The sequence below is a fragment of the Stenotrophomonas sp. YJH_SMC_127 genome (genome assembly GCF_059372445.1).
Genome location: NZ_JCAFVO010000001.1, coordinates 952660 through 975238, shown reverse-complemented (window position 1 = coordinate 975238; position 22579 = coordinate 952660). Strand labels below are relative to the sequence as shown.

The window sequence follows — 22579 nt, the reverse complement described above, 5'->3', positions numbered from 1 at the left end:
ACCGCCCGGCTGCAGGGAGCGGCACATGGCGTTCAGTAGCGCAGGAAGAAGCGGCCCGCTGGCGGACATCAATGTCACGCCACTGGTGGATGTGATGCTGGTGCTGTTGATCATCTTCATCGTAACCGCGCCGATCGTGGCCCGGCCGATTCCCGTGCAGTTGCCACAGGCCACCGATCGCACGATCGATCGCCCCGAACCGCCGCCGCCGATCGAGCTGCGACTGGATGCGTCGAACCAGCTGAGCTGGGATGGCCAGCCGATGGCGATCGGCGATCTGCAGGGGCGCCTGCAGGCGCAGGCCGGCGAGCATGCCGGCAACCTGCCGGAGCTGCGCATCGCCACCGATCCGGCGGCCGAGTACGAAGGCATGGCGCGGATCCTGGCCGCCGCCGAGGCCACCGGCATGGAGCGCATTGCGTTCGTGCGGTGAGTCCGGCAACGGGCGGCCTGCCATCGGCAGGCCGCTCTTCCTGCGAGGGAACGTGGCATGCGATACGGGACACAGCACGCGGCCTCACTGATGGCCACCCCCAATCTGGTACCGCTGGCGGATGTGTTGCTGGTGTTGCTGGCGCTGGTGATCACCGCGCTGCCGATGGCGCAGGCGACCGGCCTCCTGGCGTTCCAGCAGCGCACCTCGTGCCCACTCTGGCCGGCGTCCTCACCCCAGCCGATCCACCTGCGCATCGACGCGGCGGGGGTGATGTTCTGGAATGGCCAGCCGCTCGACGCTGTCGCGTTGCAGCGGCACCTGGTGCAGGCGCAGCAGATGCCGCAGCAGCATCGCCCCTGGGTGCACCTGGCGACCGCCGACGACACCGACTACGAAGACATGGCACGCGTGCTGCTGGCCGTGAGCCAGCATGGGCTGCGCGTCGACGCGCCCGGTCACTAGCGCCTGCACCGACAAGTCCCCTTGATGAGTTGTGGCGGATCTCGGCGCGCGCTGACGCAGCCGGCATCAAAGTGGAGGGCGGTGAACAGTACCGTCCGGTTCTAAACGGTCCTCATCTGACGTAAATGGCTGTCAATTGCGTCAATTCCGCGTGAAATAGTGTCGATCATCACGCCGTGATTTTTACCGCTTGTTTACAAAGGAGACGCTGCCGCCATGCAGGGGGGAGCGCGGCAGTCCATGTCCCGACATTCCTTTGGAGAGAGAGCGAATGAAGCACCTGCACCACCGCCCGTTGGCGGTTGCCGTCACGCTGTGCGTGATGGCCTTGGCACCCCTGGGTGCCGCTGCACAATCCACCACCAACCTCGACGCGGTGGAAGTCACCGGTACCCGCATCAAGCGCGCTGAAGTAGAGGGCCAGGTCCCGATCCAGACCCTGACCCGTGGCGACATCGAACGCACCGGCCTGACCTCGATCGGCGAAGTGCTGCAGCAGCTCACCGGTTCCGGCTCTGCGCTCAACGCCAAGTTCAACTCGTCCGGCAACTTCGGTTTCCCGCCCGATGGCAGTGGCGTGGGTGCCGGCTCGGCGCAGGTCGATCTGCGCCACCTGGGTGCCAAGCGCGTGCTGGTGCTGGTCGACGGCATCCGCTGGGTCAATGAATCGTCGGCGTCCGGTGTGGGCTCGGCCACCGACCTCAACACCATTCCGCTGGCCATCGTCGAGCGCATCGAGGTGCTGGAGGACGGTGCTTCGTCGCTGTACGGCTCCGATGCCATCGCCGGCGTGGTCAACATCATCACCCGCCGCGATTTCGATGGTGGGCAGGTGACGCTGAACTACGGCGAGTACAGCAAGGGCGACGGCACGCAGAAGGGCGTGGACCTGGCCTGGGGCAAGAGTGGCGATCGCTTCAGCCTGTTCCTGGGCGCCAGCTGGACCAAGCAGGACCCGGTATTCGCCAAGGATCGCGAGCAGTCGCGCTTCCCCATTCCCGGTACCGGCCTGGCGTTCGGCAGCGGTGGTATTCCGCAGGGCCGTTTCATGTTTACCGACCCGAACACCGGTGCGGTGCAGAACATCGTGCCCAATACCGGCGTGAGCAATCCGCGGTACGACGGCAGTGCCGGCTGCAGCCGCACGGATGACTATCACTGCTTCACCACCGCCGACCGCTTCAACTTCGCCGAATACAACATGGTGCTGACGCCGTCGGAGCGCAAAGGCCTGTTCGGCCAGTTCCGCTTTGACATCACCGACAACGTGCAGTGGTACATCAAGGCGCTGGGCAACCGCCGCGAGTCGACCAACCAGGCCGGCCCCGAGCCGCTGTTCTTCGGCCCCGATGGCGCCACCGGCAATCCGTTGGCCGACAGCATCGTGGTCTCGCGCCTGAACCCGTACAACCCGTTCGGCTTCGATCTCGTCTCCGGCGACAACATGAGCCTGATCGGTCGTCGCCCGGTGGAGGGCGGTGCGCGCGTGTTCAAGCAGAAAGTGGACACCACCTACTTCGCCACCGGCCTGGTCGGTGACTTCCATGCCGCCGACCGCAGCTGGTACTGGGACGTCAACGGCATGTACAGCAAGAACAAGGCCGAGCAGACCAACTACGGCAGCTATGACATCTACAAGGTGAACATGGCGCTGGGCGATCCCGCGGTGTGCGCGGCCACGCCTGGCTGCGTGCCGTTGAACATCTTCGGTGGCGCCGGTTCGATCACCCCGGACATGCTGAAGTGGATCCAGCCGGTGGTGCGCGACCGCAGCCAGAACGAACTGAGCCTGTTCACCGCCAACCTGTCCAGCGAGCTGTTCTCGCTGCCGGCCGGTCCGGTGTCCTTCGCCACCGGCTTCGAGTACCGCAAGTACAAGGGCGCCTACCAGCCCGATCCGCTGACGGTGATCGGCCACTACAACGGCGTGCCGTCGCAACCGACCTCCGGTTCCTACGACGTCAACGAGGCCTACCTGGAGTTGAGCGTGCCGATCTTCGCCGACTCCTCGTTCGGCAAGAAGCTGGACCTGAGCCTGGCCGGCCGCTATTCGGACTACTCCACCTTCGGCGGCGAGTTCACGCCCAAGTACGGCCTGCGCTGGCAGGTGACCGATGACTTCGTGCTGCGCACCACGTACGCCGAGGGTTTCCGCGCACCGTCCATCGGTGAGCTGTACGGCTCTGCCGCACGTGCCGACCTGCAGCTGTTCGATCCGTGCTCGGTGGGCCTGGGCGGCACGCCGCCGCGTGGCAGCGCGGCCAACTGTGCTGCACTGGGCGTACCGGCCGGCTTCCAGCAGGCCAACTCGCAGATCTCGGTGACCACCGGCGGCAACCGCGAGCTGGACCCGGAACGTTCGCGCAGCTTCAGCGCCGGCTTCGTGTGGAGCCCGTGGTTCGGCAACAACGCCTCGTGGTCGGAGCGCTTCGATGTGGAAGTCACTTTCTACCGCCATGCCATCGATGGTGCGATCCAGGCCATCAACGCGCAGACCCAGCTGGACCTGTGCGTGGATACACTGGACCCGATCTACTGCAACGGCATCACCCGTGCCAGCACCGGTGCGGTCAGCAGCTTCAACAACCGCCTGACCAACCTGGGTTCGATCAAGACCGACGGTTGGGACGTGGATCTGTTCTGGACGCTGCCGCAGACCTCCATCGGCCAGTTCAAGCTGGGGTGGAAGAACACCTTCGTCGGCCGTTACGAGGCCACTGGCGCGGCCGGGCAGAAGCAGCCGCAGAAGCCGGGCGTGGAAGTGGCCGACAGCTCGATCCCGGAGTGGACCAGCAATGCCAGCCTCGGCTGGACGATGGATCGCTGGAGCGCCAACTGGACGGTGCGCCACATCTCCGAGCTGACCGAGAACTGCGGCGATGCGGCGGCCTTCCCGGTGTGCAGCAACCAGGGTGCGGGCACCAACACGCTGTCGGCCACCACCTTCCACGACATGCAGGTGGGCTACAAGATCGACTGGATGAAGGGGTTGCAGCTGACCGCCGGCCTGAACAACGTGTTCGACAAGGATCCGCCGATCTGCCTGTCGTGCTCGTTGAACGGGTATGACGCCTCGACCTACGACATTCCGCGTGGTCGTTACTGGTACCTGCGCGCGGATCTGCGGTTCTGATGTGACGGTGGCAGCGCCGGTCAGTTCCGGCGCTGCCTTGCGGGTGTAGAGCCGAGCCCGCGCTCGGCTGATTCTCTGAGCCGAGCATGGGCTCGGCTCTACAGGTGCGGGGCGTGCGAACCCCGCGTCTGATCAGAACGCCCAGGTGAACGTCAGCGAGCCATTGCGGCCATCGCCGTACGCACCGTAGCCGGTGATCTGCGAGTAGTACTTCTTGTCCAGCAGGTTGTTGAGGTTGGCCTGCACGCTGAACTCCGGCGAGATGCGGTAGCGCAGGAAGGCACTGACCAGCGCGTAGCCGCTCTGTTCGATGCGGCCGTAGGCCGGCACCGGGTAGTAGATGCGGTTCTGCCAGTTGGCGCCGCCGCCGACGGTCAGTGCCTGCAGCGACTGCGGGGTGTAGCTGGTGAACAGCTTCAATGCGGTCTGCGGCAGGTTGGTGTTGATGTCGGCGCCGTTGATGTCCTTGGCCACATAGCGCGACGCACCGAAGGTCGCATTCCAGCCCGGGGCGAGTTCGCCGTTCAGCTCGAACTCGAAGCCGCGGCTGACGGTGCCGCGTGCAGCGCGATAGGCGAACTCGTTCTGGCTGCCCTGCACGGGTTCACCGGTGGCCTGGCCGACGTTGTCCTGTTCGATGCGGAACACGGCCAGCGAGGCGTTCAGGCGGTTGTCGAACCACGCGCCCTTGACGCCCACTTCGTAGCTCTTGCCATCGACCGGATCGAGGTAGCTGCCATTGCGGTCCTTCAGCGTCTGCGGCTGGAAAATCTCGGTGTAGCTGGCATAGGTCGAGTACGTCCCGTTGATGTCGAAGACCAGGCCAGCGTACGGCGTGGTCACCTTGTGCGCGCGGTCGGCGCCTTCACCCTCGCTCTTCCAGTCGGTGTAGCGTGCGCCGATGATCAGCTTCAGCGGATCGGCCAGCGACAGGCGCGCGGCCGCGTAACCGGCCTTCTGCGTGATGGTGCCCTCGCTGGCCAGGGCCAGCGGGTTCCAGTTCGGCTCACCGATCTTGCCCGTCCAGTTCAGATAGCTGGCGAACGGATCCCAGGTCTGGCCCGGGCCACCGACCTGGTAGTCGCCGTAGTTGGCGTACTCGCGCCTGTTGTAGCTGAGGCCGGCCATCAGCTGGTGCTCGCGGCCAAACAGCTGGAACGGGCCATCCACGTAGCCGTCGACGCCAGTGACCTTGCGCTCGGTGTTGTACAGGCCTGCGGACGGCGAGATGCCCGCGCCAGTGGTCCGGTCGAAGTTCGAGGCGCCCGTGGTCCAGTCGTTGTAGGCGGGGTAGAACAGCTTGTCGTCGGCCCTGGTCTCATCGTGCGTGGCACCCACCTTGAACTTCCAGCCGTTGCTGAAGGCGTGTTGCAGGGTGGCGAAGGCCCGCTTGCTGGTGGTGTCCCAATAGGTCCACTCCGGGCTGGCGTTGAACGATTCGTCGTAGCCGGTGCGCGAGCCATCCGAATACAGCATCGGGAAGCCGCCCCAGGTCGCACCATTGGCGCGCTTCTGCTGGTAGTCGTAGCCCACGCTCAGCTGGGTGTCCGGGGTCAGGTCGGCATCGATGACGGCGTAGCCCAGCGTCTTGCGCTGGTTGTAGCGGTCCATCTGGCCGTCGGTATTCAGATAGCTGCCGATCACGCGACCGCGCACGCTGCCGCTGGCGTTGAGCGCGCTGCCCACATCCACCGTGGTGCGGGTGCGGCCCCAGCTGCCGACGTTCACCGACACGCTGCCGGTCAGCTCGGCGCTGTCGGCATGCTTGCGCACCAGGTTCACCGACGCCGACGGATTGCCGGCGCCGCTGAGCAGGCCGGTGGCGCCGCGCACCACTTCCACGCGGTCGTACAGCGCCAGATCCAGGCCGGAATCACCGTAGCTCCAGTTCTGCACCATCTGCGTCGGCAGGCCGTCGAACTGGTAGGCGTCGATGTAGAACCCACGCGCGTAGAACTCGGTGCGCTCGCTGTCGGACTGGGTGCTGGTCACGCCGGTGGTGTTGGCCAGCACGTCGATGATGTCGTCGAGCTTCTGATCTTCGATGCGCTGGTGGCTGATGATGCTGACCGACTGCGGGATCTCGCGCGGTGCCAGGTCGAAGCGGGTACCGGCCGAGGTGCGGCGCACCGAATAGCCTTCGGCGCGTTCGCCCTTGACCACGACCTTGTCCAGCGTGGTCGGGTCGGCGGCGGTGTCGGCGAAGGCGGCCGGGGCCAGGGCGCAGAGTGCAACGAGTACGGCAACGGACAGCCGCTGCGGCTGCGGGATACGGAAGGTGGAACAGGTCATGGGGGTCCTGGACGAGCACGCGCGCTCGGCCGGCATCCAGAAGGCGAGGCGCTACGGGTGGGAAACGGGCGGGCAGGCCGTCCTGGCACCACCGGAAACGAAAAAAATGGTAATACGAACTATTCCTATTTACAAATCATGAACGAGGTAGGCACTCACGCGGGCCGCGACGCAGCGCATGGGGTTCAGCGCAGCAGCGGCAGCGGATCGCGCGCGCCATCGGCGCCGTAGATGCCCCAGTGCAGGTGGGGCGGCGTGCCCTTGGCATTGCCGCTGTCGCCTACATGCCCGAGCAGGTCGCCGGCCTGGACCACCTGGCCGCGCGCCAGGCCCTCGGCCCAGTCGTCCAGATGCGCGTAGTAGTAACGTTCGCGCCCGGGCCCGATCACCCAGACCTGGCGGCCACCGAGGCCGCGCTCGCTGACGTCCGCGATGACGCCGGCAGTGACGCTGCGCACCGCGGTGCCGCGCTTGGCGAAGATGTCAATGCCGGCGTGGGAGCGGTCATGGCCACGTGGTGCGCCGAAGGTGTCGGCGATCTGGCGTGGCCGCACGCCGTCCACCGGTACCGCCAGTTGCGTGGCCGGCGGCATACGAGAGAGTGTCCACAGCAGCTTCGGCGCAGCGGCCCATGGGCTGTTCCACAGCGCCATCGCGGCAATGAGGGCGATGGCCAGCCACAGGCCGCGCAGCAACCAGCGGCGCAGGCGACGGGCGGGGGAGGGCGATGTGTTCATGGTCTCCGACTGTAGCGCCGAGCCATCCTCGGCGGCTGTTGCTGTGCGGTCAAAGCGCAGTCGAGCATGGCTCAGCGCTACAGAACCGGGGCCAACGGCACCTCGAAACTGCGCTTCAACGTGCCCAGCGCCACCGATGTGCGGAAGCGCTCGATGTTGTCATCGCCGCCGAACAACCGCTCGGTAATGGCCTCGTACTCTTCCATCGACGCCGCCGAAAGCAGCAGCAGGAAATCGCCATCGCCGGTGATCGCGTAGCACTGCTGCACCGCCGGGTCGTCCTGCACGCGGCGCTTGAACGGCGCCACGTGATCACGTTGCTCGCTGACCACGCGCACTTCGACGATGATGGTCAGTGGCCGCCCGACCTGGGCGGCGGCGATCACCGCCACATTGGCCGCGATCACGCCGCTGTCCTGCAGGCGCTTGATGCGGCGCTGCACGGCCGGCGTGGACAGGTGCACGGCCTCGGCGATTTCGCGCTGCGGCAGGGTGTTGTCCCGCTGCAGCAGGTCGAGGATGGCGCGGTCGAAGCTGTCGAGCACGGGGGCGGTGGCCATGGCGAGCAGAAGTTGCACGAACGGGCCGTCAATTGAGCCAAGTGCTCGGCGCTGGCGCAATAGACTTTGCCCATGCAGACCTCACGACTCGCGCCGATGTTGCCGGCGCTGGCGGTGCTCGGCTCGGTCACCTCGCTGGCGATCGGCACCTCCTACGCAAAACACCTGTTCCCGCTGATCGGCGCGCAGGGCACCAGCGCGCTGCGCGTGGGCTTCTCGGCGCTGTTGCTGCTGCTGTTCTGGCGGCCGTGGCGCTGGAAGACCAGCCGCCCGGATGCCATCACCATCCTGCGCTACGGCCTCACCCTGGGCCTGATGAACCTGCTGTTCTACATGGCCCTGCGCACCATTCCCTTCGGCATCGCGGTGGCCATCGAATTCACCGGGCCGCTGACGGTGGCGATGCTGTCGTCGCGGCGGCCGATCGATTTCCTCTGGGTGGGCTGTGCAGCGGTGGGGCTGCTGTTGCTGCTGCCGATCGGCGGTGGTCCGGCGCTGGATCCCGCTGGCGTGCTGTATGCGATGGGGGCTGCGGCGTGCTGGGGCCTGTACATCGTGTTCGGCAAGCGTGCCGGCCACCTGCATGCCGGGCATTCGGTGTCGCTGGGGCTGCTGGCGGCATCCCTGGTGGTGGTGCCGGTGGGCGTGGTGCATGCCGGTGCCGCGCTGCTCGACCCGAAGATCCTGGCCGCCGGGCTGCTGGTGGCGCTGGTGTCCAGCGCGATCCCGATGTCACTGGAGATGATGGCGCTCAAGCGCCTGCCGAAGGAGACCTTCGGCATCCTGATCAGCATGGAACCGGCGGTGGCCGCGCTGTGGGCCATGCTTCTGCTGCACGAGCACTTGCATGGGCTGCAGTGGCTGGCGATCGGCTGCACGGTGCTGGCCTCGGTGGGCAGCACGACGACCGCGCGGCGCCTGAAGGCACCCGTCACCGCCTGAAAAAAAGGGGACGGAGGGGATTAAGTCGTTTATGCCCCGATTTAGGGGGCGCCGGGCGGCGCCCGGCGCAGAGCGTGCGGACCAACGGTCCGCACCTACCGTAAGGGCGAGTCAGCGCAGGGTGTCGGCCGGGACGTCGATCTGCATCGCCAGGGCGAGGTGATCGGAGAACGCGGCTGGTACGGCTTCCACGGTACGAGTCTGCAGGCCACTGCTGACCAGGATGTGGTCGATGGCGCGGTCGGGGCGCCAGCTGGGGAAGGTCGGCACGATGCAGCCCGGGGGCTGCAGCCGGGTCTTCTGGTACAGCACCTGCATTTCCGGGCGTTCGGCCAGGCAGTTGAAGTCGCCCATCAGCACCGCGTTGGGGTGGTCGGACAGCAGCTCGGCGATGAAGCCCAGCTGCGACATCCGCGAGCCCGCGCCCAGTGACAGATGCGCCACCGCCACCGCCAGGCCATCGGTACCATCGCCGAACTTGGCCAGCAGCACGCCGCGCCCGCCGATGCGGCCGGGCAGGGCATGGTCCTGCACTTCCACCGGTTCCAGCTTGCTCAGCAGGCCATTGGCACTGGATGCCACGCCGCCCATGCGCCGGTTCGGCTGGTGGCTCCAGTAGTTGAAGCCGGCGCGCTGGGCCAGGTAGTGGGTCTGGTTGGTGAAGCCCGAGCGCAGGCTGCCCGGGTCGGCCTCCTGCAGGCCGACGATGTCATGGTCGCGCGCCAGGGTGGCGATCGCGTCCAGGCTGCTGCGCTTGCGCCCCGCCGGCAGCGCATGTGACCAGCTGCGGGTCACATAGTCGCTGTAGCGGCGGGTACTTGAGCCGGCCTGGATGTTGGCCGTCAGCAAGCGCAGGGTCCGTGTACGGGGGGAATTCACGGCCGGGAAATGCTTCTCTTGGATCAGTGAGCCTGGGCCGCACCGCGTTCGCGGGCGATCAGGTGGTCGGCGATGCGCAGCATGTCCGGGAAGCTCTTGCCCTTCACCAGGTACTTGCCGTTGACGATGATCGACGGGGTGCCGCTGATCTGGCTGCGCTGGGCGAACTGCTTGGCCGAGTTGGTCTTGGCGTTCACCGCGAAGCTGCCCATGGTGGCGGCGAACTGCTTCGGATCCACGCCATAGGCGGCGTAGAACTTGGCGATGTCTTCCACCGAGTCACGGCCGCGCTCGCCCTTCAGGGTCTTCTGCGAGTGGATGGCGGCGTACAGCGCTTCGTGGGTCTTTTCCTGCACGCCCAGGGTCTGCGCGGCGTAGAAGGCACGGGCGTAGTCATCCCAGGTGCCGCCGAACATGGCCGGCACGTAGACGAAGTTCACGTCGCTGGGCAGGCCGGCCTTCCACGGGCCGACCAGCGGCTGGAATGCGGCGCAGGCCGGGCAGACGTAGCCGAAGATCTCGGTCACTTCGATCTTGCCGGCAGCCGGCTGGAACGGCTGGCCGTTCGGGATCACCTGGTAATCGGCGCCTTCCACCGGGGCCGGGCCGGTCAGCGCGGCGGTGGTCGGGGCCGGCGCCGCGGCGGGGGCGGCTTCGGCCGGGGCCTTTTCGCCTTCGGCGGCAGCCGGAGCGGTGCCTTCGCTGCCCGTGGCCGGCGCAGCGGCCGGTTCGGTGGTGGCCGGGGCGGCTGCCGGTGCGGCCGGGGCCGCGGTGGTGTTGGTGCTGCCGTCATCAGCCGTGCAGGCAGCCAGGATCGGCAGCAGCGCTGCGAGGGCGAGGGCGTAACGGATCTTCATGGAAACGTCTCCAGCATCTGGAAAGGTGGGGGCCGGCGCCAGGCGCCAGCCAGGGGGAAATGATGACATGCGGCGGCGACAGCGCCGTGTCGAGGGTGGGCGTTGGTTCAGCGGCCGCGGGCGGCGCGGGCCTGCGCGATCAGCGCCGAGGCGATGCGCAGCTGGTCGTCGAAGCTGTCGCCGCGCACCAGGTACTGGCCGTTGATGATGATGGCCGGAGTGCCCGGGATCTTGGTGCGCTGGGCGAACGCGCGCGCGGCCTCGACCTTCTTCTGCACGGCATCGCCGCGCAGCGCCTGGAGGTAGCGGTCCGGGGTCACGCCGTAGGCCTTGTAGAACGTGGCGAGCTCATCGGCCGAGACGTTCTGCATCGGCAGCGATCCCTGCTCGTGCAGGGCCTTGAACACGGCAGCGTGGCTGCGCTTGGCCACGCCGACTTCGTCGGCGGCGTAGTAGGCCAGTGCCCAGGCATCCCAGGCGCCACCGAAGGCCGCCGGCACCGGGGTGAAACGCACGTCGGCCGGCAGCTTGGCCGCCCAGGCTTCCAGCTGCGGTTCGAAATGGGCGCAGTGCGGGCAGGTATAGCCGAAGACCTCGACCACTTCGATCTTGCCGGCCAGCGGCTGGAACGGGCCTGGCTGGGCGATGCGCTCGTAGTCTTTGCCCTCGACCAGCGGGGCATTGGCGGGGGTGGCGGCGCAGGCTGCCAGCGGCAGCAGCACCAGCACGGACAACAGCAGGCGGGAAATCAACCTCATCGACACGCATCTCCGTTGAAAAAAGCAACGCCGGCGCGGTCGCCGGCGTGAAGGAAACATACCGCAGCCGTGGGCCGGCGTCGCGGCCCGGGCCGACCAGTGGTGGTCAGGGGGCGGCAGCCGGTTGCGTCGGCGTGGCCGCAGCGGCCACATCGTCGGCCTTGTTGTGCAGGCCCTGCAGGTAGCTCGACAGCGCCTGCACCTCCTGCTCGCTGAGCTTCTGCGCGACCGTGGCCATGATCTGGAAGTGCGCCTTGTCGGTCTCGTTGGTCTGGCCGGCCTGGTACTCCTGCAGGCGGCGCGCGACATAGCTGGCGTGCTGCCCACCGAGGTGCGGATAGGCCGGGCCGGGATTGCCGGCACCGCTGGGGCCGTGGCAGGCCATGCAGGCCGGCAGGCCGCGCTTGGCATCGCCGCCGCGGTACAGCTGCTGGCCGATCTCGTAGAACTTCATGCCCTTGTAGGGGCCGTCGGTGACCGCCGTGTCATCGGCGATGCCCGCGTTGGCCTTCTGCGTGGCGAAGTAGGCGCCGATATCGCGCATGTCCTGCGGGGTGAGGTTCTGCACGAACGGCACCATCGCCACCGCGGCGCCGGAACTGCGCTGGCCATTGGCGATCAGGGCCATCTGCTGGGCCACGTAGCGTTCGCTCTGGCCAGCGATGGACGGATACATCTCCACCGTGGAATTGCCGTCGGCGCCATGGCAGGCCGCACAGGCCGTCGCCTTGGTCTGGCCGGTCTTGGCATCGCCCCAGTGGGTCTTGCTGAAGTCCACCTCCAGCGAGGCGGTATTGATCGGCCCGTTGTCGGGCAGCGGGGTCAACGTGGTCTGCGCGAACGCAGCAGCGGCAACGACTACAGCAGTGGCAAGGGCGGATACGGCAAGAACGCGAGCGTGGCGCATGCTGAAGCTCCGTATGGACCGGGCCGGACGGTGGCCGCCGGCATCGCCCGGATTATCAACGCCGTTTCCGCGCACGGTCAACGCAGCAGTGCAGCAAAATGGCCGCAGCGGCCGCCGGCACGGGCGCGCGGCGCCGCAACATGCGATCCTAGGCACATGTCATTGCTCATCGAACGCGCCCGTTACCACCTTTCGGCCCACAACGTGCGGCAGCTGCCGCCCGACGAAGGGGCTGAAGTGGCCTTCGCCGGCCGCTCCAACGCCGGCAAGTCCAGTGCGCTCAACGCACTGACCCGCCAGAACGCCCTGGCCCGTGTCTCCAAGACCCCCGGCCGCACCCAGCAGCTGGTGTTCTTCCAGGTCACCCCGGAAGCGCATCTGGTCGACCTGCCCGGTTACGGCTACGCCAAGGTGCCGCTGGACCTGCAGGCGCACTGGCAGGCCTTCATTGACCGGTATTTCCGCACCCGCGAGGCGCTGAAGGGCCTGGTGGTGGTGATGGACATCCGCCATCCGTTGAAGGACTACGACCGGCAGATGCTGTCCTATGCCGTGCAGCGTGGCCTGCCGGCTCACGCGCTGCTGACCAAGGCCGACAAGCTCAGCCGCAGCCAGCAGATGCAGTCCCTGCAGAAGGTGCGCAAGGAGCTGCAATCGGCCTATGGCGACAGCGTGAGCGTGCAGGTGTTCTCCGGCGAGGACCGCACCGGCGTGGACGAAGCCCGCGGCGTGATCGGCGGCTGGCTGGGGCTGGAATAAGGCATTGCCGGTCGCCCGGCTGGCAGCCGGGCGCTACCGGGCAGCCGGCCGCTACCCGATCGGGTGGGTGCCGACCTTGGTCGGCACACCCTCACAACGGCGAATACTCCGCCGGCACCCACGCATAGGCCTGGCCCTCACCACGCACATGGCCCAGGCCCGGGAACGGCAGGTGCGCACCGGCCACCCACCAACCGTTGACGGTGGCCTGCTGCAGCAGCCCGCGACGGCTGGCGATGGCCGCCTTGCGGTCCGAATCCGCCTCGAATGCCGCTTCCGGGTGCGCGAACTGCACCGCATGGAAGTGCAGCACATCACCCCACACCAGCAGTGACTGGCCCTGGCTGTCGAACCGGTAGGAGACATGGCCGGGGGTATGGCCGTGGGTGTCCATCGCCACCGCGCCACCGGGCAGCGCATCGCCGGGGCTGAACGTGTGCAGGTGGCCGCTGGCCTGGTAGGGCGCGACCGCGTTGCGTGCCAGCGGGAAGGCGAAGCGCACGCCCTTCGGTGCCGTGGCCTCGCTGGCCGGGCTGAGCCAGTAATCGGCATCGGCCTTGGACAACCACACCGTGGCATTCGGGTAGGCCGGCTTGCCCTGCGCGTCGAGCACGCCGCACAGATGGTCCGGGTGGGCGTGGGTCAGCAGCACCTCGTCCACCTCGGCCGGGTCCACGCCGGAGGCGCGCAGGTTGCCCAGCACCTGGCCCAGGCCGGGGCCGAAGCACTGCGCGGTGCCGGTATCGACCAGGGTCAGGTGGTTGCCCTGGCGCACCAGGAAGGCGTTGATCGCGGTCTGCAGGCCCTTCTTGTCTTCCGGTACGTAGCGGCCTTCCAACAGGCGGCTGACCAGTGTCGGCGGCACGTCGACCACTTCCTGCCGGCCCAGCGCGACCACGCCGTCGAACAGGGCGGTGACCTGCAGCGCACCAACGCGCTGGTGGTAGACGCCGGGCACCTGCTGGGTGGGAGCGGGCGAGGTGGCTTCGGCCAGTGCAGCCAGCGGCAGGGACGACAGGGCCAGCAGCAGGGCGCCGCGCAGCGGCAGGGGACGCAGGATCATGGCGGTTCTCGGTGGATGACGGGCGGTTCCGTTGTGCCCAGCGTGCCGTGGCCGGCGTGTGCACGGCGCTCAAACCACTACGCGGAATGCTCAGGGAAGGGGGTGTTGTCTGCAGGGCTGCGCCCTGCACCTGCTACGAGCCAGGGCAACGGCCGAAGCAACAGCAACAGCGACAGCGGGCTATCCGTGGGATGGCGGGGTGGGTCCGGTTGCGGGAGACGCCGTAAACCCCGCTCCGCGGTCCGGCCCAGTCGCTGGCGGCTGGGCGTTCGGGCGCTTGCGAAGCAGTGCTTCGCAAGCAAAGCGCCCTCACCCATGGGGGCTTGGCCGCGGCATCCATGCCGCGGACACTCCCGCAACCGGACCCACCCCGCCTTCGACAGTTTTCCGCGATCTGTCAGCTCGCGGGGTCAGATCCGTTTTCCGCAGGAAAACGGATCTGACCCCAGATCGATTTCGATATCTGACAGATGTGTCGACCAAGGTCGACACCTACCAACAGCCGCCGGAATCTGTCGAAGGCGGGGCACTGTGGGTTGGCGGGGTGTGAGCCGCATGGATGCGGCGACCAAGCCCCCATGGACGGGTTTACGGCGTCCCCGCAAACCCACAGTGCCCCGCCATCCCACGGGATGCACGCTATTGCTGTTGCTCTTGCTCTTGCTTCGGCAGGTGCAGGGCGCAGCCCTGCCGAACCCCCTCAAATATCTGTGGGAGCCAGCCCGTACTGCTCGGCGAAGCGCTTGCTGAAACTGGCCGCAGACCGGTAGCCCGCGCGTGCGGCCACGGTCTTCAACGGCAGGTCGGTGGTGTAGAGCAGCTGCATGCCATGTGCCAGCCGGGCCTCGGTGAGCAGCTGGCGCAGGCTGGTGTCCTCGGCCGCCAGGCGACGGCGCAGGGTCGCGCCGCTCAGCGCGAACTGTTCTTCCACATCGCGTGATTGCCAGTCGCGTGCTGGTTCGGCGGCGATGCGGTCGCGGATCTGTTCGCCCAGGCTCGGCGCCTGCGGCAGCAGCAGGTTGCCATGGCCCTGTCGGCACAGGGTCAGCACCAGCGAGGCCAGGGCCAGCCGCGCGTCGCTGTAACGGCCGTCCTGCAGCGATTGCCGCCACTGGCGCAGCACCGCGCCATGGTCGATCAACGGCAGTCGCGCCATCGCCTGGCCGGGGGCGGGAAGCTCTTCATTCCAGAGCGTGCGCGCCGCCGCCAGCACTTCGGTGCAGAGCGGCACGATGGCACTGAGGTAGCGGCCGCTGCAGGGATCGGGGGTGTTGACCACGTCGATGCGGCACCGCTGGGTCAGCAGCAGGATGTCGCCGGGAACGAACGTCAGCGACTGGTGTGCGGTACGTACCTGCTTGCGGCCTTCCAGCAGGATCGCGAACTGCGGTTGCGGAACCTCCACCGAGCTGGCGCCATGCTCGCGGCGTGCGGTGATGCAGGCATAGCCCTCGGCGCGCCCGCAGCCGGCCAGGCTGGCCATCTCGGCCAGCAACGCAGTGGCCGCTGGCAGCATGCCGGTCATGACACCTGGGCACCGAACAGGCGACCGACGCCGGCCGCCGCAGCCATCGCCAGCGCGCCCCAGAACATCACCCGGACCGCGCCGCGTACAGGCGGTGCGCCCCCGGCCTGGGCCGCCACCGCGCCGGTCAGGCACAGGCCGAGCAGGGTGCTGGCCGTGGTCATCAACGCAACCTTGTCGGTCGGCGCGAGCAGGGCGGTCAGCACCGGCAGCGCCGCACCGCAGGTGAACGCACCGGCCGAGGCCAGCGCCGCCTGCAGCGGGCGCGCGCGCAGGGTGTCAGTGATGCCCAGCTCATCGCGGGCGTGGGCACCCAGTGCATCGTGGGCGGTAAGCTGTTCGGCCACCTGCCGGGCCAATGCAGGCTCCAGGCCGCGGTGGCGGTAGATCGCGGCCAGCTCCTCCAGTTCGCTGTGCGGGTCTTCGCGCAGCTCGCGCTTTTCCATTGCCAGGTCGGCCGCTTCGGTGTCGGCCTGGGTCTGCACCGACACATACTCGCCGGCGGCCATCGACATCGCGCCGGCCACGGTGCCGGCCACGCCGGTGGCAAGGATAGTGGTGGCGGAGGCGCCGCTGGCCGCCACGCCGACCACCAGGCCGGCCACCGAGACGATGCCATCGTTGGCCCCCAGCACGGCGGCACGCAACCAGCCGACGCGCTCGGAGCGGTGCAGTTCGGGGTGTCGCGAATGACGGTTCATGACGCCGAGTGTACGAGGGTCAAGAGGGCGTCGGTAGGATGCTGAAACCCGTCACCGTCGCATGACGCAACGGGGTGCCACGCTATAGTGCGCCCTTGCGATGGAAGGCCGCGAGCCCCACATCCCCCGCCACTGTCCAGCGAGCCTTCCCCTTGTCGAGCCCCAGCCACGTCGCCGATACCCCCATTACCGACCGCTCGCAGCTGGTGGAGGTGATCGCCTCCGGCGAGAAGCCCCGCGCGCAGTGGCGCATCGGCACCGAGCACGAGAAGTTCGGGTTCCGCCTGGATGACCTGCGCCCGCCGACCTTCGAGGGCGAGCGCGGCATCGAAGCGTTGCTCAACGGCCTGGTCCGCTTCGGCTGGGAGCCGGTGCAGGAAAACGGCAACACGATCGCGCTGCTGCGCGACGGTGCCTCGGTGACGCTGGAACCGGCCGGTCAGCTGGAGCTGTCCGGCGCGGCGCTGGAGACCATCCACCAGACCTGCGTGGAGACCGGTACCCACCTCAACGAAGTGGCACAGGTGGCCGGCGAACTGCAGCTGGGTTTCCTCGGCATGGGCTTCCAGCCGAAGTGGAAGCGCGATGAAATGCCCTGGATGCCGAAGGGGCGCTACAAGATCATGCGCTCGTACATGCCCAAGGTCGGTTCGCTGGGCCTGGACATGATGACCCGCACCTGCACGGTGCAGGTGAACCTGGACTACGCCACCGAAGCGGACATGGTGAAGAAGTTCCGCGTGTCGCTGGCGCTGCAGCCGATCGCCACCGCGCTGTTCGCCGATTCGCCGTTCACCGAAGGCAAGCCGAACGGCTACCTGAGCTACCGCTCGCACATCTGGACCGACACCGACGCCGACCGCACCGGCATGCTCGACTTCGTGTTCGAGGATGGTTTTGGTTACGAGCGCTATGTCGACTACCTGCTCGACGTGCCGATGTATTTCTCCTACCGCGATGGCATCTACCACGACGCCAGCGGGCAGAGCTTCCGCGATTTCATGCAGGCCAGGCTGCCGGTGCTGCCGGGTGCGCTGCCGACGCTGCGCGACTGGTCGGACCACATGACCACCGCGTTCCCGGAAGTGCGCCTGAAGAAGTACCTGGAAATGCGCGGTGCCGATGGTGGCCCGTGGAGCCGCCTGTGTGCGCTGCCGGCATTCTGGGTGGGCCTGTTGTATGACGACACCGCACTGGATGCCGCCTGGGACCTGGTACGCGATTTCACCCTGGCCGAGCGCCATGCACTGCGCGACGGCGTGCCGAAGCATGCGATGAACCTGCCGTTCCGCAATGGCACGGTGCGCGACCTGGCCCGCGAAGCGGTGAAGATTTCCGTCGAAGGCCTCAGGCGCCGTGCGGCGCGCAATGCCGACGGCCAGGACGAGAGCAAGTTCCTGGACGTGCTGCAGGAGATCGTCGAATCCGGCCTGACCCCGGCCGAGCGCAAGCTGGCGCTGTTCCATGGCCGCTGGCACGGCGACGTCGATCCGGTGTTCCGCGAGTTCGCGTACTGAGTGGATTGCGGTAGTGTCGGCCGCTGGCCGGCAGATGTATGGGGTTGCCGGCCAGCGGCCGGCACTACCAGAAGAAAAACCCCGGCATTGCCGGGGTTTTTCTTTTTCGCATCTGCCCTGGATCAGGCGGCGTTCTGCATCGTCGCCATGTCGATCACGAAGCGGTAGCGCACATCGTTCTTCGCCATGCGTTCCCAGGCTTCGTTGACGTTCTTGATGTCGATGATCTCGACGTCGCTGACGATGCCGTGCTCGGCACAGAAGTCCATCATTTCCTGGGTTTCGGCCATGCCGCCGATTGCCGAGCCGGTCAGGTGCTTGCGGCCGAAGATCACGCTGCCGCCGGTCAGCGGCGGGTCCAGTTCGGTCAGCACGCCGACCAGGCACATGGTGGCCTCGCGCTTGAGCAGGCCCATGTACGGGTTGGTGTCATGGCCGACCGGGATGGTGTTGAGCAGGAAGTCGAAGCTGCCGGCGTGCGCCTTCATCTGCGCGGCATCGCGCGAGACCAGTACCTCATCGGCGCCCAGGCGCTTGGCATCGGCACCCTTTTCCGGCGTGGTGGTGATCATCACGACGTGCGCGCCCAGTGCCTTGGCGAACTTCACGCCCATGTGGCCAAGGCCACCGAGACCGATCACGCCCACCTTCTGCCCCGGGCCGACCTTCCAGTGGCGTAGCGGCGACCAGGTGGTGATGCCGGCGCACAACAGCGGGGCGGCCGCCTTCAGGTCGAGGGTGTCGGACACCTTCACCACGAAGCGCTGCTCGACCACCACGTGGTCGGAATAGCCGCCGTAGGTCGGCGCGCCGGTTTCGCGTTCACGGCCGTTGTAGGTCCAGGTCGCGCCTTCGGCGCAATATTGCTCCAGATCGTGCTCACAGGCGTCGCAGTGGCGGCACGAGTCGACCATGCAGCCGACGCCGGCGTGGTCGCCAACCTTGAAGCGGGTGACGTTGCTGCCGACTTCGGTCACCCGGCCGATGATCTCGTGGCCCGGCACCATCGGGTAGATCGAGCCACCCCAGTCATCGCGGGCCTGGTGCAGGTCGGAATGGCAGATGCCGCTGTAGAGGATCTCGATGCGCACGTCGTCCGGGCCGACCGCGCGGCGTTCGAACTCGTACGGGACCAGCGGGTCGGTATGGGAATGGGCGGCGTAACCACGGGCGAGGGACATGGGGAATCCTTGGCAGGGTTTATCGAAAGGCGTTTTACAATACGCCCCGCAATCAGCAGCAAGAAGCGCGGATATCGGCATGATTCATCAAGTGAAACTGCACAATGGCCACTGACAACCTGACCCATCTGGCCGCGTTTGCCGCAGTCGCCCGCCATCGCAGCTTCCGCCGCGCCGGTGCCGAACTGGCATTGTCGACCTCGGCGGTGAGCTATGCGATCCGCGCGCTGGAAGAGCGGCTGGGCGTGGGCCTGTTCCATCGCACCACCCGCAGCGTGGCCCTGACCGAGGCCGGGCAGCGCCTGCTGGAGCGCCTGCAGCCGGCGTTGGGGCAGGTGCACGACGCACTGGAAGAAATGAACCACTTCCGCGCAGCCCCGGCCGGCCTGCTGCGCATCAACGCCACCCGCGCGGCGGTACCGACCCAGTTGGGGCCGAGGCTGGCGCGCTTCCTGCACGCCCATCCCGACGTGCGGGTGGAGCTGACCGAAAATGACGGCCTGGTCGACATCGTCGCCGAGGGCTACGACGCCGGCGTGCGCCTGCATGAGTTCGTGCCGGAGGACATGGTGGCGGTGCCGATGGGGCCGCCACTGCGCGGGCTGATCGTCGGCTCGCCGGACTACCTGCGGCGTCGGCCGGCACCGCAGCATCCGCGCGACCTGGCCGCGCACGAATGCATCCGCTTCCGCTTCGCCAGTGGGCACCTGTACAAGTGGCAGTTCGAGCGCGATGGGCAGGCGCTGGAGATCGACGTGCCCGGGCGGTTGACCCTGTGCGAGCAGGGCACGATCGTGCGCGCCGTTCTGGATGGCATCGGCCTGGCGTACGTGCTGGAAGACACGGCAAGGCCGTACATCGAATCGGGGCAGATGGTGGCGGTGCTGGAAGACTGGAGCGAGCCGTTTGCCGGCTTCGCGCTGTACTACCCGAAGCAGCGGCAGATGCCGGGCGCGTTGCGTGCGTTCGTGGATATGTTGCGCGAGTGAGTTGCGATGGATGACGTGGTGCCGACCAACGGTCGGCACCCACCGGGGCAGGCCATTGCCAACCAACGGTCGGCACCTGCCGGGGCAGGGCGTTGCCGATCAACGAATCGACATCGGCCGGTAGATCCACGCCATGCGTGGATGGCACCACGCTACGGCCCTTGCAACACCGGCGCCAACAACGCCACGCACTCACGCAGATGCATCTCCACCGGCGCATCCTCGGCCACCACGCCGATCACGCGTTCGCGCAGCGGCTCGGCCACGGCCATCGCCAGGATCAGCCGCGCCATGCATGCGGAATCTCCCTCGCGCAGCAGTCCACGCTGCTGCTGACGTGCCAGCCAGTCGGCCAGCAGCGCACGGCCGCGTTCGATGCCGTTGTCGAGGTAGGCCTGCAGCAGCGCGTCCTTGCCGGGGAAATCGGTGGCCAGCAGGCGGAACACCTGCACCGCCTGCGCCGATAGCGCCTGCGTGCACACCGCGTGCAGGATGTCCTGCAGCAACGGCACGACCTCTTGGGCATTGCGCGCATCACGCTGCAGCTGTAGCGCGAAGCCGTCGGTCCACTCACGCACCGCCAACCCGACCAGCTCCTCGCGGTTGCTGGCATGGCGGTACACGGTCTTCTTCGCCACCCCGGCGTGCGCCGCCACCGCTTCAATGGTGGTGGCCTCGTAACCCTGTGCCAGCAGCAGCTCCAGCGTGGCCTGCAGCACCGCGTGGCGGACTTCGGCTTCCGGTCGCGCAGGGCGGCCACGGCGGCGGGTCGGTGATGTGGGCGCGGGCAGGGTGGTGCTGTTCATTGCGCCCATCTTACCGCACCCGGTTAATTGCGAAACGGAAAGCGTTTCCGTATTGTCGGGTCTCCCAACCCGTAGGAGACTCCCATGGATACCGCTGTGAACGCTCGCCCCTGGCTGGACCACCACGATCTGCTGGACCCGGCGCCGATGCATCTGGAAACCGGCATCCAGCGCCGCGAAGACGGCACGCTGCTGGTGGCGGTGCGCACCGATCTGCACGGCTGCAAGGGCCGCATGCTGGACTGGTGGTTCACCTTCTTCGAGACCACCCAGCACATCCGCTGGTGGCATCCGGTCGATCATGTCGAGCATCGCGGCTGGGACGCGGCCTGGCAGCGCGGGCGCAGCTACCACGGCGCCAGCATCCATGCGGTGGAATCGCTCGCTGACATTCCGCCGGTGGCGGCGCGCCTGAAGTTCCATGACCCGCGCACCTTGCTGGTGCCCGAACGCCTGCAGGCGGCACAGGATGCAGGCCATGTATCGGCAGTGATCGCCGCGCGCATCGGCTTCGGTGATCACGTGCGTCTGGATGTACAGGGCGATCCCTGCGATGGGCAGATGCTGCATGTGGCGCGCGATACGCCGTTTGGCTGCGTGCTGCGCAGCCGCTTCGTGCTCGGCCTGGACAGCGCCGATCCGCGTCGCGATGCCGGCGACGCGGTCGGCCTGGGCCTGCTCAGGCACTGCTATACGGAGTTCAGTTTCCTGTCGCGGCTGCTGCCTTCGCTGTACTACGGCGAGCGCGCCAACGGCGAAGCAGTGCCGTTGCCGTGGTGAACGGCGCGCCGGTCATTCAACCAGTGCATCGTAGCCTTCGCCACTGAACTGGATCAGGCAGAAGCCATGCCCGAACGGATCGGCCAGTACGGCGATGCGTCCCCAACGACGCTCGCGCACGGACTGCTCGAGTGTCGCCCCGGCCGCAACTGCACGTGCCAGCGCGGCTTCAATGTCATCCACCACCCAGTCCAGGTGCAGCGGCGTCCAATGACGCTCGTAGTCGCGCACGTCGCCGTCTTCCGTGGCGGCGCTGCCGGCGTCGTTGTGCAGCAGGTAGAGCGGCGTTGGCCCACCGAGCAGCTCCACGGCGCCCGGGCCGAGACGGCGGCCGATGCGCAGGCCGAAGGCCCGGATGTAGAAGTCTTCGGCGGCGGCCAGGTCGGGCACGTCCATGTTGACGATGAAGCTGTGGGCAGTGGCGTTCATGGTAGCGATGGGCGGCATCCGGTGGTCGCAGTCTAGTCCTGCCGCGTGGTGCTGCCGGTTCATCTCCTGCGCGGATTCGGGCAAGCTGGGCGGTCTCGATCGACAAGGACATCCATGAGCGCGCTATCCGGCATCGAACAGGCCACCGGCCAGACCTTCCCGCCCCTGTTCAAGCAGTTGCATGCAGCGGGTCGGTTGAGCTGGGGTGCTCCCCATCCGGAATGGTCCGAGGTGGTATTCCCGGCGCTGCAGGCAGAACCGCCGGTGCTGCTGTACGCCCAGGACTATGAGCCGTTGGAGGACGATGAACTGCTCGAGGCGTGGCAGGAGCTGACCGCGGAGGATCATTACAATCCCCTGCGCACTGACCTGCAGTTGCTGCCCTTTGCGCGGACCGGCGCGGGTGACAGTTACTGTTTCTGGAGCAACGCGCCCGGTTTCAGCGAACCGCCGGTGGTGATGGTGTGGCATGACGACGACCGTGCCGACGTGCTGGCCGCCAGCTACCAGGATTTCGTGTTCCGCAAGATGGTCGAAGCGGTTGCCGACTACCAGCGGCCGTACACACTGCTGTCGCACGGCAAGCTGGCCGGGAATCTGCAGCGCTGGCTGCAGACTCACCATTCCTTCCTGCGCGGCGACCAGTACGCGGCATTGCAGCGGCTGTTCGCCCGCGTTGACGATATTGAAGAAGGGAACTTCAGCGAAGACGAGGCACAGGCCATCGTCGCTGAAGTGATCGGCTTCGAGCGGTTGGACGAGTCGTTCGCCTACGTGCGCGAGGACGCCTGAGGGCTGGGGTCGGATCCGGGCGCAGCGTGGCTCTGACTCCTTGTTCGCCGAACAGGGGTCAGAGCCCTTTCCGT

The 22579-nt window shown here is 67.4% G+C and carries 22 protein-coding genes; 9 read left to right on the top strand and 13 right to left on the bottom strand.

Features of this window, described 5'->3' with window-relative positions:
- Positions 1-25 precede the first annotated feature (25 nt).
- The 3 genes from AC5QAB_RS04345 (at position 26) to AC5QAB_RS04335 (ending at position 4031) form a co-directional block, all read left to right on the top strand.
- On the top strand, positions 26-433 hold the full coding sequence (locus tag AC5QAB_RS04345) for an ExbD/TolR family protein (RefSeq protein WP_014648410.1): 408 nt from the start codon (positions 26-28) through the stop codon (positions 431-433).
- 90 nt (positions 434-523) lie between these two features.
- On the top strand, positions 524-898 hold the full coding sequence (locus tag AC5QAB_RS04340) for an ExbD/TolR family protein (RefSeq protein ID WP_495233176.1): 375 nt from the start codon (positions 524-526) through the stop codon (positions 896-898).
- A 271-nt stretch (positions 899-1169) separates the two neighbouring features.
- Positions 1170-4031: a TonB-dependent receptor plug domain-containing protein gene (locus AC5QAB_RS04335; RefSeq protein ID WP_495233175.1), complete on the top strand. Its 2862-nt coding sequence runs from the start codon at positions 1170-1172 to the stop codon at positions 4029-4031.
- 132 nt (positions 4032-4163) lie between these two features.
- Here the strand turns inward: AC5QAB_RS04335 and fhuE are convergent, their stop codons facing one another.
- The 3 genes from fhuE to AC5QAB_RS04320 all read right to left on the bottom strand — a co-directional run bounded on the left by fhuE (position 4164) and on the right by AC5QAB_RS04320 (position 7620).
- Positions 4164-6323 carry a ferric-rhodotorulic acid/ferric-coprogen receptor FhuE gene (gene fhuE, locus AC5QAB_RS04330; protein WP_495233174.1) on the bottom strand — a complete coding sequence of 720 codons (2160 nt, stop codon included), beginning with the start codon at positions 6321-6323 and terminating at the stop codon, positions 4164-4166.
- 185 nt (positions 6324-6508) lie between these two features.
- Positions 6509-7060 carry a M23 family metallopeptidase gene (locus AC5QAB_RS04325; RefSeq protein WP_481446124.1) on the bottom strand — a complete coding sequence of 184 codons (552 nt, stop codon included), beginning with the start codon at positions 7058-7060 and terminating at the stop codon, positions 6509-6511.
- A 77-nt stretch (positions 7061-7137) separates the two neighbouring features.
- Positions 7138-7620, bottom strand: a complete 483-nt coding sequence (locus AC5QAB_RS04320; RefSeq protein WP_134966053.1) for an Lrp/AsnC family transcriptional regulator — start codon at positions 7618-7620, stop codon at positions 7138-7140.
- Positions 7621-7692: 72 nt separating this feature from the next.
- On the opposite strand from AC5QAB_RS04320, the gene AC5QAB_RS04315 reads away from it, so the two are divergent.
- Positions 7693-8562, top strand: coding sequence for an EamA family transporter (locus AC5QAB_RS04315; protein ID WP_046432514.1), 870 nt, complete (start codon positions 7693-7695; stop codon positions 8560-8562).
- Positions 8563-8673: 111 nt separating this feature from the next.
- Here AC5QAB_RS04315 and AC5QAB_RS04310 read toward each other — a convergent pair whose 3' ends face one another.
- From AC5QAB_RS04310 to AC5QAB_RS04295, 4 genes are all read right to left on the bottom strand, one after another.
- A complete protein-coding gene (locus AC5QAB_RS04310) occupies positions 8674-9411 on the bottom strand; it encodes an endonuclease/exonuclease/phosphatase family protein (protein ID WP_014648403.1) in 738 nt (245 codons plus the stop codon).
- Positions 9412-9464: 53 nt separating this feature from the next.
- A complete protein-coding gene (locus AC5QAB_RS04305) occupies positions 9465-10298 on the bottom strand; it encodes a thiol:disulfide interchange protein DsbA/DsbL (RefSeq protein WP_401730774.1) in 834 nt (277 codons plus the stop codon).
- Between the two features lie 107 nt (positions 10299-10405).
- Positions 10406-11056 (bottom strand): thiol:disulfide interchange protein DsbA/DsbL, encoded by a 651-nt coding sequence (locus tag AC5QAB_RS04300; protein WP_053496329.1) that lies wholly within the window; start codon positions 11054-11056, stop codon positions 10406-10408.
- Positions 11057-11162: 106 nt separating this feature from the next.
- The gene (locus AC5QAB_RS04295) at positions 11163-11963 is read right to left on the bottom strand and encodes a c-type cytochrome (protein ID WP_495233173.1); all 801 of its coding nucleotides are present in this window, start codon (positions 11961-11963) and stop codon (positions 11163-11165) included.
- 156 nt (positions 11964-12119) lie between these two features.
- On the opposite strand from AC5QAB_RS04295, the gene yihA reads away from it, so the two are divergent.
- Positions 12120-12722: a ribosome biogenesis GTP-binding protein YihA/YsxC gene (gene yihA, locus AC5QAB_RS04290; RefSeq protein ID WP_014038472.1), complete on the top strand. Its 603-nt coding sequence runs from the start codon at positions 12120-12122 to the stop codon at positions 12720-12722.
- A gap of 91 nt (positions 12723-12813) precedes the next feature.
- On the opposite strand, the gene AC5QAB_RS04285 is transcribed toward yihA, so the two are convergent.
- From AC5QAB_RS04285 to AC5QAB_RS04275, 3 genes are all read right to left on the bottom strand, one after another.
- Positions 12814-13785 carry an MBL fold metallo-hydrolase gene (locus AC5QAB_RS04285; protein ID WP_414934109.1) on the bottom strand — a complete coding sequence of 324 codons (972 nt, stop codon included), beginning with the start codon at positions 13783-13785 and terminating at the stop codon, positions 12814-12816.
- A 700-nt stretch (positions 13786-14485) separates the two neighbouring features.
- Positions 14486-15310: a helix-turn-helix transcriptional regulator gene (locus AC5QAB_RS04280; RefSeq protein ID WP_069117884.1), complete on the bottom strand. Its 825-nt coding sequence runs from the start codon at positions 15308-15310 to the stop codon at positions 14486-14488.
- Positions 15307-16011: a VIT1/CCC1 transporter family protein gene (locus AC5QAB_RS04275; RefSeq protein ID WP_014648397.1), complete on the bottom strand. Its 705-nt coding sequence runs from the start codon at positions 16009-16011 to the stop codon at positions 15307-15309. Before AC5QAB_RS04275 ends, AC5QAB_RS04280 begins: the two co-directional genes overlap by 4 nt.
- A 152-nt stretch (positions 16012-16163) precedes the next feature.
- Between AC5QAB_RS04275 and AC5QAB_RS04270 the strand changes: the two genes are divergently transcribed.
- Positions 16164-17528 carry a glutamate--cysteine ligase gene (locus tag AC5QAB_RS04270; protein ID WP_014648396.1) on the top strand — a complete coding sequence of 455 codons (1365 nt, stop codon included), beginning with the start codon at positions 16164-16166 and terminating at the stop codon, positions 17526-17528.
- Between the two features lie 122 nt (positions 17529-17650).
- Here AC5QAB_RS04270 and AC5QAB_RS04265 read toward each other — a convergent pair whose 3' ends face one another.
- Positions 17651-18709, bottom strand: a complete 1059-nt coding sequence (locus AC5QAB_RS04265) for an NAD(P)-dependent alcohol dehydrogenase (RefSeq protein WP_014648395.1) — start codon at positions 18707-18709, stop codon at positions 17651-17653.
- 104 nt (positions 18710-18813) lie between these two features.
- Here AC5QAB_RS04265 and AC5QAB_RS04260 point away from each other — a divergent pair, with 104 nt between their 5' ends.
- Positions 18814-19698: a LysR family transcriptional regulator gene (locus tag AC5QAB_RS04260; RefSeq protein ID WP_032960689.1), complete on the top strand. Its 885-nt coding sequence runs from the start codon at positions 18814-18816 to the stop codon at positions 19696-19698.
- 152 nt (positions 19699-19850) lie between these two features.
- Here the strand turns inward: AC5QAB_RS04260 and AC5QAB_RS04255 are convergent, their stop codons facing one another.
- Complete coding sequence (locus tag AC5QAB_RS04255; protein ID WP_495233172.1) at positions 19851-20513, bottom strand: TetR/AcrR family transcriptional regulator; 663 nt, start codon at positions 20511-20513, stop codon at positions 19851-19853.
- A gap of 75 nt (positions 20514-20588) precedes the next feature.
- On the opposite strand from AC5QAB_RS04255, the gene AC5QAB_RS04250 reads away from it, so the two are divergent.
- Positions 20589-21284 carry a DAPG hydrolase family protein gene (locus tag AC5QAB_RS04250; RefSeq protein ID WP_049440661.1) on the top strand — a complete coding sequence of 232 codons (696 nt, stop codon included), beginning with the start codon at positions 20589-20591 and terminating at the stop codon, positions 21282-21284.
- Positions 21285-21296: 12 nt separating this feature from the next.
- On the opposite strand, the gene AC5QAB_RS04245 is transcribed toward AC5QAB_RS04250, so the two are convergent.
- Positions 21297-21713: a VOC family protein gene (locus AC5QAB_RS04245; RefSeq protein ID WP_014648391.1), complete on the bottom strand. Its 417-nt coding sequence runs from the start codon at positions 21711-21713 to the stop codon at positions 21297-21299.
- Between the two features lie 114 nt (positions 21714-21827).
- Here AC5QAB_RS04245 and AC5QAB_RS04240 point away from each other — a divergent pair, with 114 nt between their 5' ends.
- Positions 21828-22505, top strand: coding sequence for an SMI1/KNR4 family protein (locus AC5QAB_RS04240; RefSeq protein ID WP_481478921.1), 678 nt, complete (start codon positions 21828-21830; stop codon positions 22503-22505).
- Positions 22506-22579 lie beyond the last annotated feature (74 nt).

Excerpts from the sequence above, each read along its gene's own strand:
- AC5QAB_RS04345 (WP_014648410.1), top strand. The coding sequence starts at position 26 with ATGGCGTTCAGTAGCGCAGGAAGAAGCGGCCCGCTGGCGGACATCAAT.
- AC5QAB_RS04340 (WP_495233176.1), top strand. The coding sequence starts at position 524 with ATGGCCACCCCCAATCTGGTACCGCTGGCGGATGTGTTGCTGGTGTTG.
- AC5QAB_RS04335 (WP_495233175.1), top strand. The coding sequence starts at position 1,170 with ATGAAGCACCTGCACCACCGCCCGTTGGCGGTTGCCGTCACGCTGTGC.
- fhuE (WP_495233174.1), bottom strand. The coding sequence starts at position 6,323 with ATGACCTGTTCCACCTTCCGTATCCCGCAGCCGCAGCGGCTGTCCGTT.
- AC5QAB_RS04325 (WP_481446124.1), bottom strand. The coding sequence starts at position 7,060 with ATGAACACATCGCCCTCCCCCGCCCGTCGCCTGCGCCGCTGGTTGCTG.
- AC5QAB_RS04320 (WP_134966053.1), bottom strand. The coding sequence starts at position 7,620 with ATGGCCACCGCCCCCGTGCTCGACAGCTTCGACCGCGCCATCCTCGAC.
- AC5QAB_RS04315 (WP_046432514.1), top strand. The coding sequence starts at position 7,693 with ATGCAGACCTCACGACTCGCGCCGATGTTGCCGGCGCTGGCGGTGCTC.
- AC5QAB_RS04305 (WP_401730774.1), bottom strand. The coding sequence starts at position 10,298 with ATGAAGATCCGTTACGCCCTCGCCCTCGCAGCGCTGCTGCCGATCCTG.
- AC5QAB_RS04300 (WP_053496329.1), bottom strand. The coding sequence starts at position 11,056 with ATGAGGTTGATTTCCCGCCTGCTGTTGTCCGTGCTGGTGCTGCTGCCG.
- AC5QAB_RS04295 (WP_495233173.1), bottom strand. The coding sequence starts at position 11,963 with ATGCGCCACGCTCGCGTTCTTGCCGTATCCGCCCTTGCCACTGCTGTA.
- yihA (WP_014038472.1), top strand. The coding sequence starts at position 12,120 with ATGTCATTGCTCATCGAACGCGCCCGTTACCACCTTTCGGCCCACAAC.
- AC5QAB_RS04285 (WP_414934109.1), bottom strand. The coding sequence starts at position 13,785 with ATGATCCTGCGTCCCCTGCCGCTGCGCGGCGCCCTGCTGCTGGCCCTG.
- AC5QAB_RS04280 (WP_069117884.1), bottom strand. The coding sequence starts at position 15,310 with ATGACCGGCATGCTGCCAGCGGCCACTGCGTTGCTGGCCGAGATGGCC.
- AC5QAB_RS04275 (WP_014648397.1), bottom strand. The coding sequence starts at position 16,011 with ATGAACCGTCATTCGCGACACCCCGAACTGCACCGCTCCGAGCGCGTC.
- AC5QAB_RS04265 (WP_014648395.1), bottom strand. The coding sequence starts at position 18,709 with ATGTCCCTCGCCCGTGGTTACGCCGCCCATTCCCATACCGACCCGCTG.
- AC5QAB_RS04260 (WP_032960689.1), top strand. The coding sequence starts at position 18,814 with ATGGCCACTGACAACCTGACCCATCTGGCCGCGTTTGCCGCAGTCGCC.
- AC5QAB_RS04255 (WP_495233172.1), bottom strand. The coding sequence starts at position 20,513 with ATGGGCGCAATGAACAGCACCACCCTGCCCGCGCCCACATCACCGACC.
- AC5QAB_RS04250 (WP_049440661.1), top strand. The coding sequence starts at position 20,589 with ATGGATACCGCTGTGAACGCTCGCCCCTGGCTGGACCACCACGATCTG.
- AC5QAB_RS04245 (WP_014648391.1), bottom strand. The coding sequence starts at position 21,713 with ATGAACGCCACTGCCCACAGCTTCATCGTCAACATGGACGTGCCCGAC.
- AC5QAB_RS04240 (WP_481478921.1), top strand. The coding sequence starts at position 21,828 with ATGAGCGCGCTATCCGGCATCGAACAGGCCACCGGCCAGACCTTCCCG.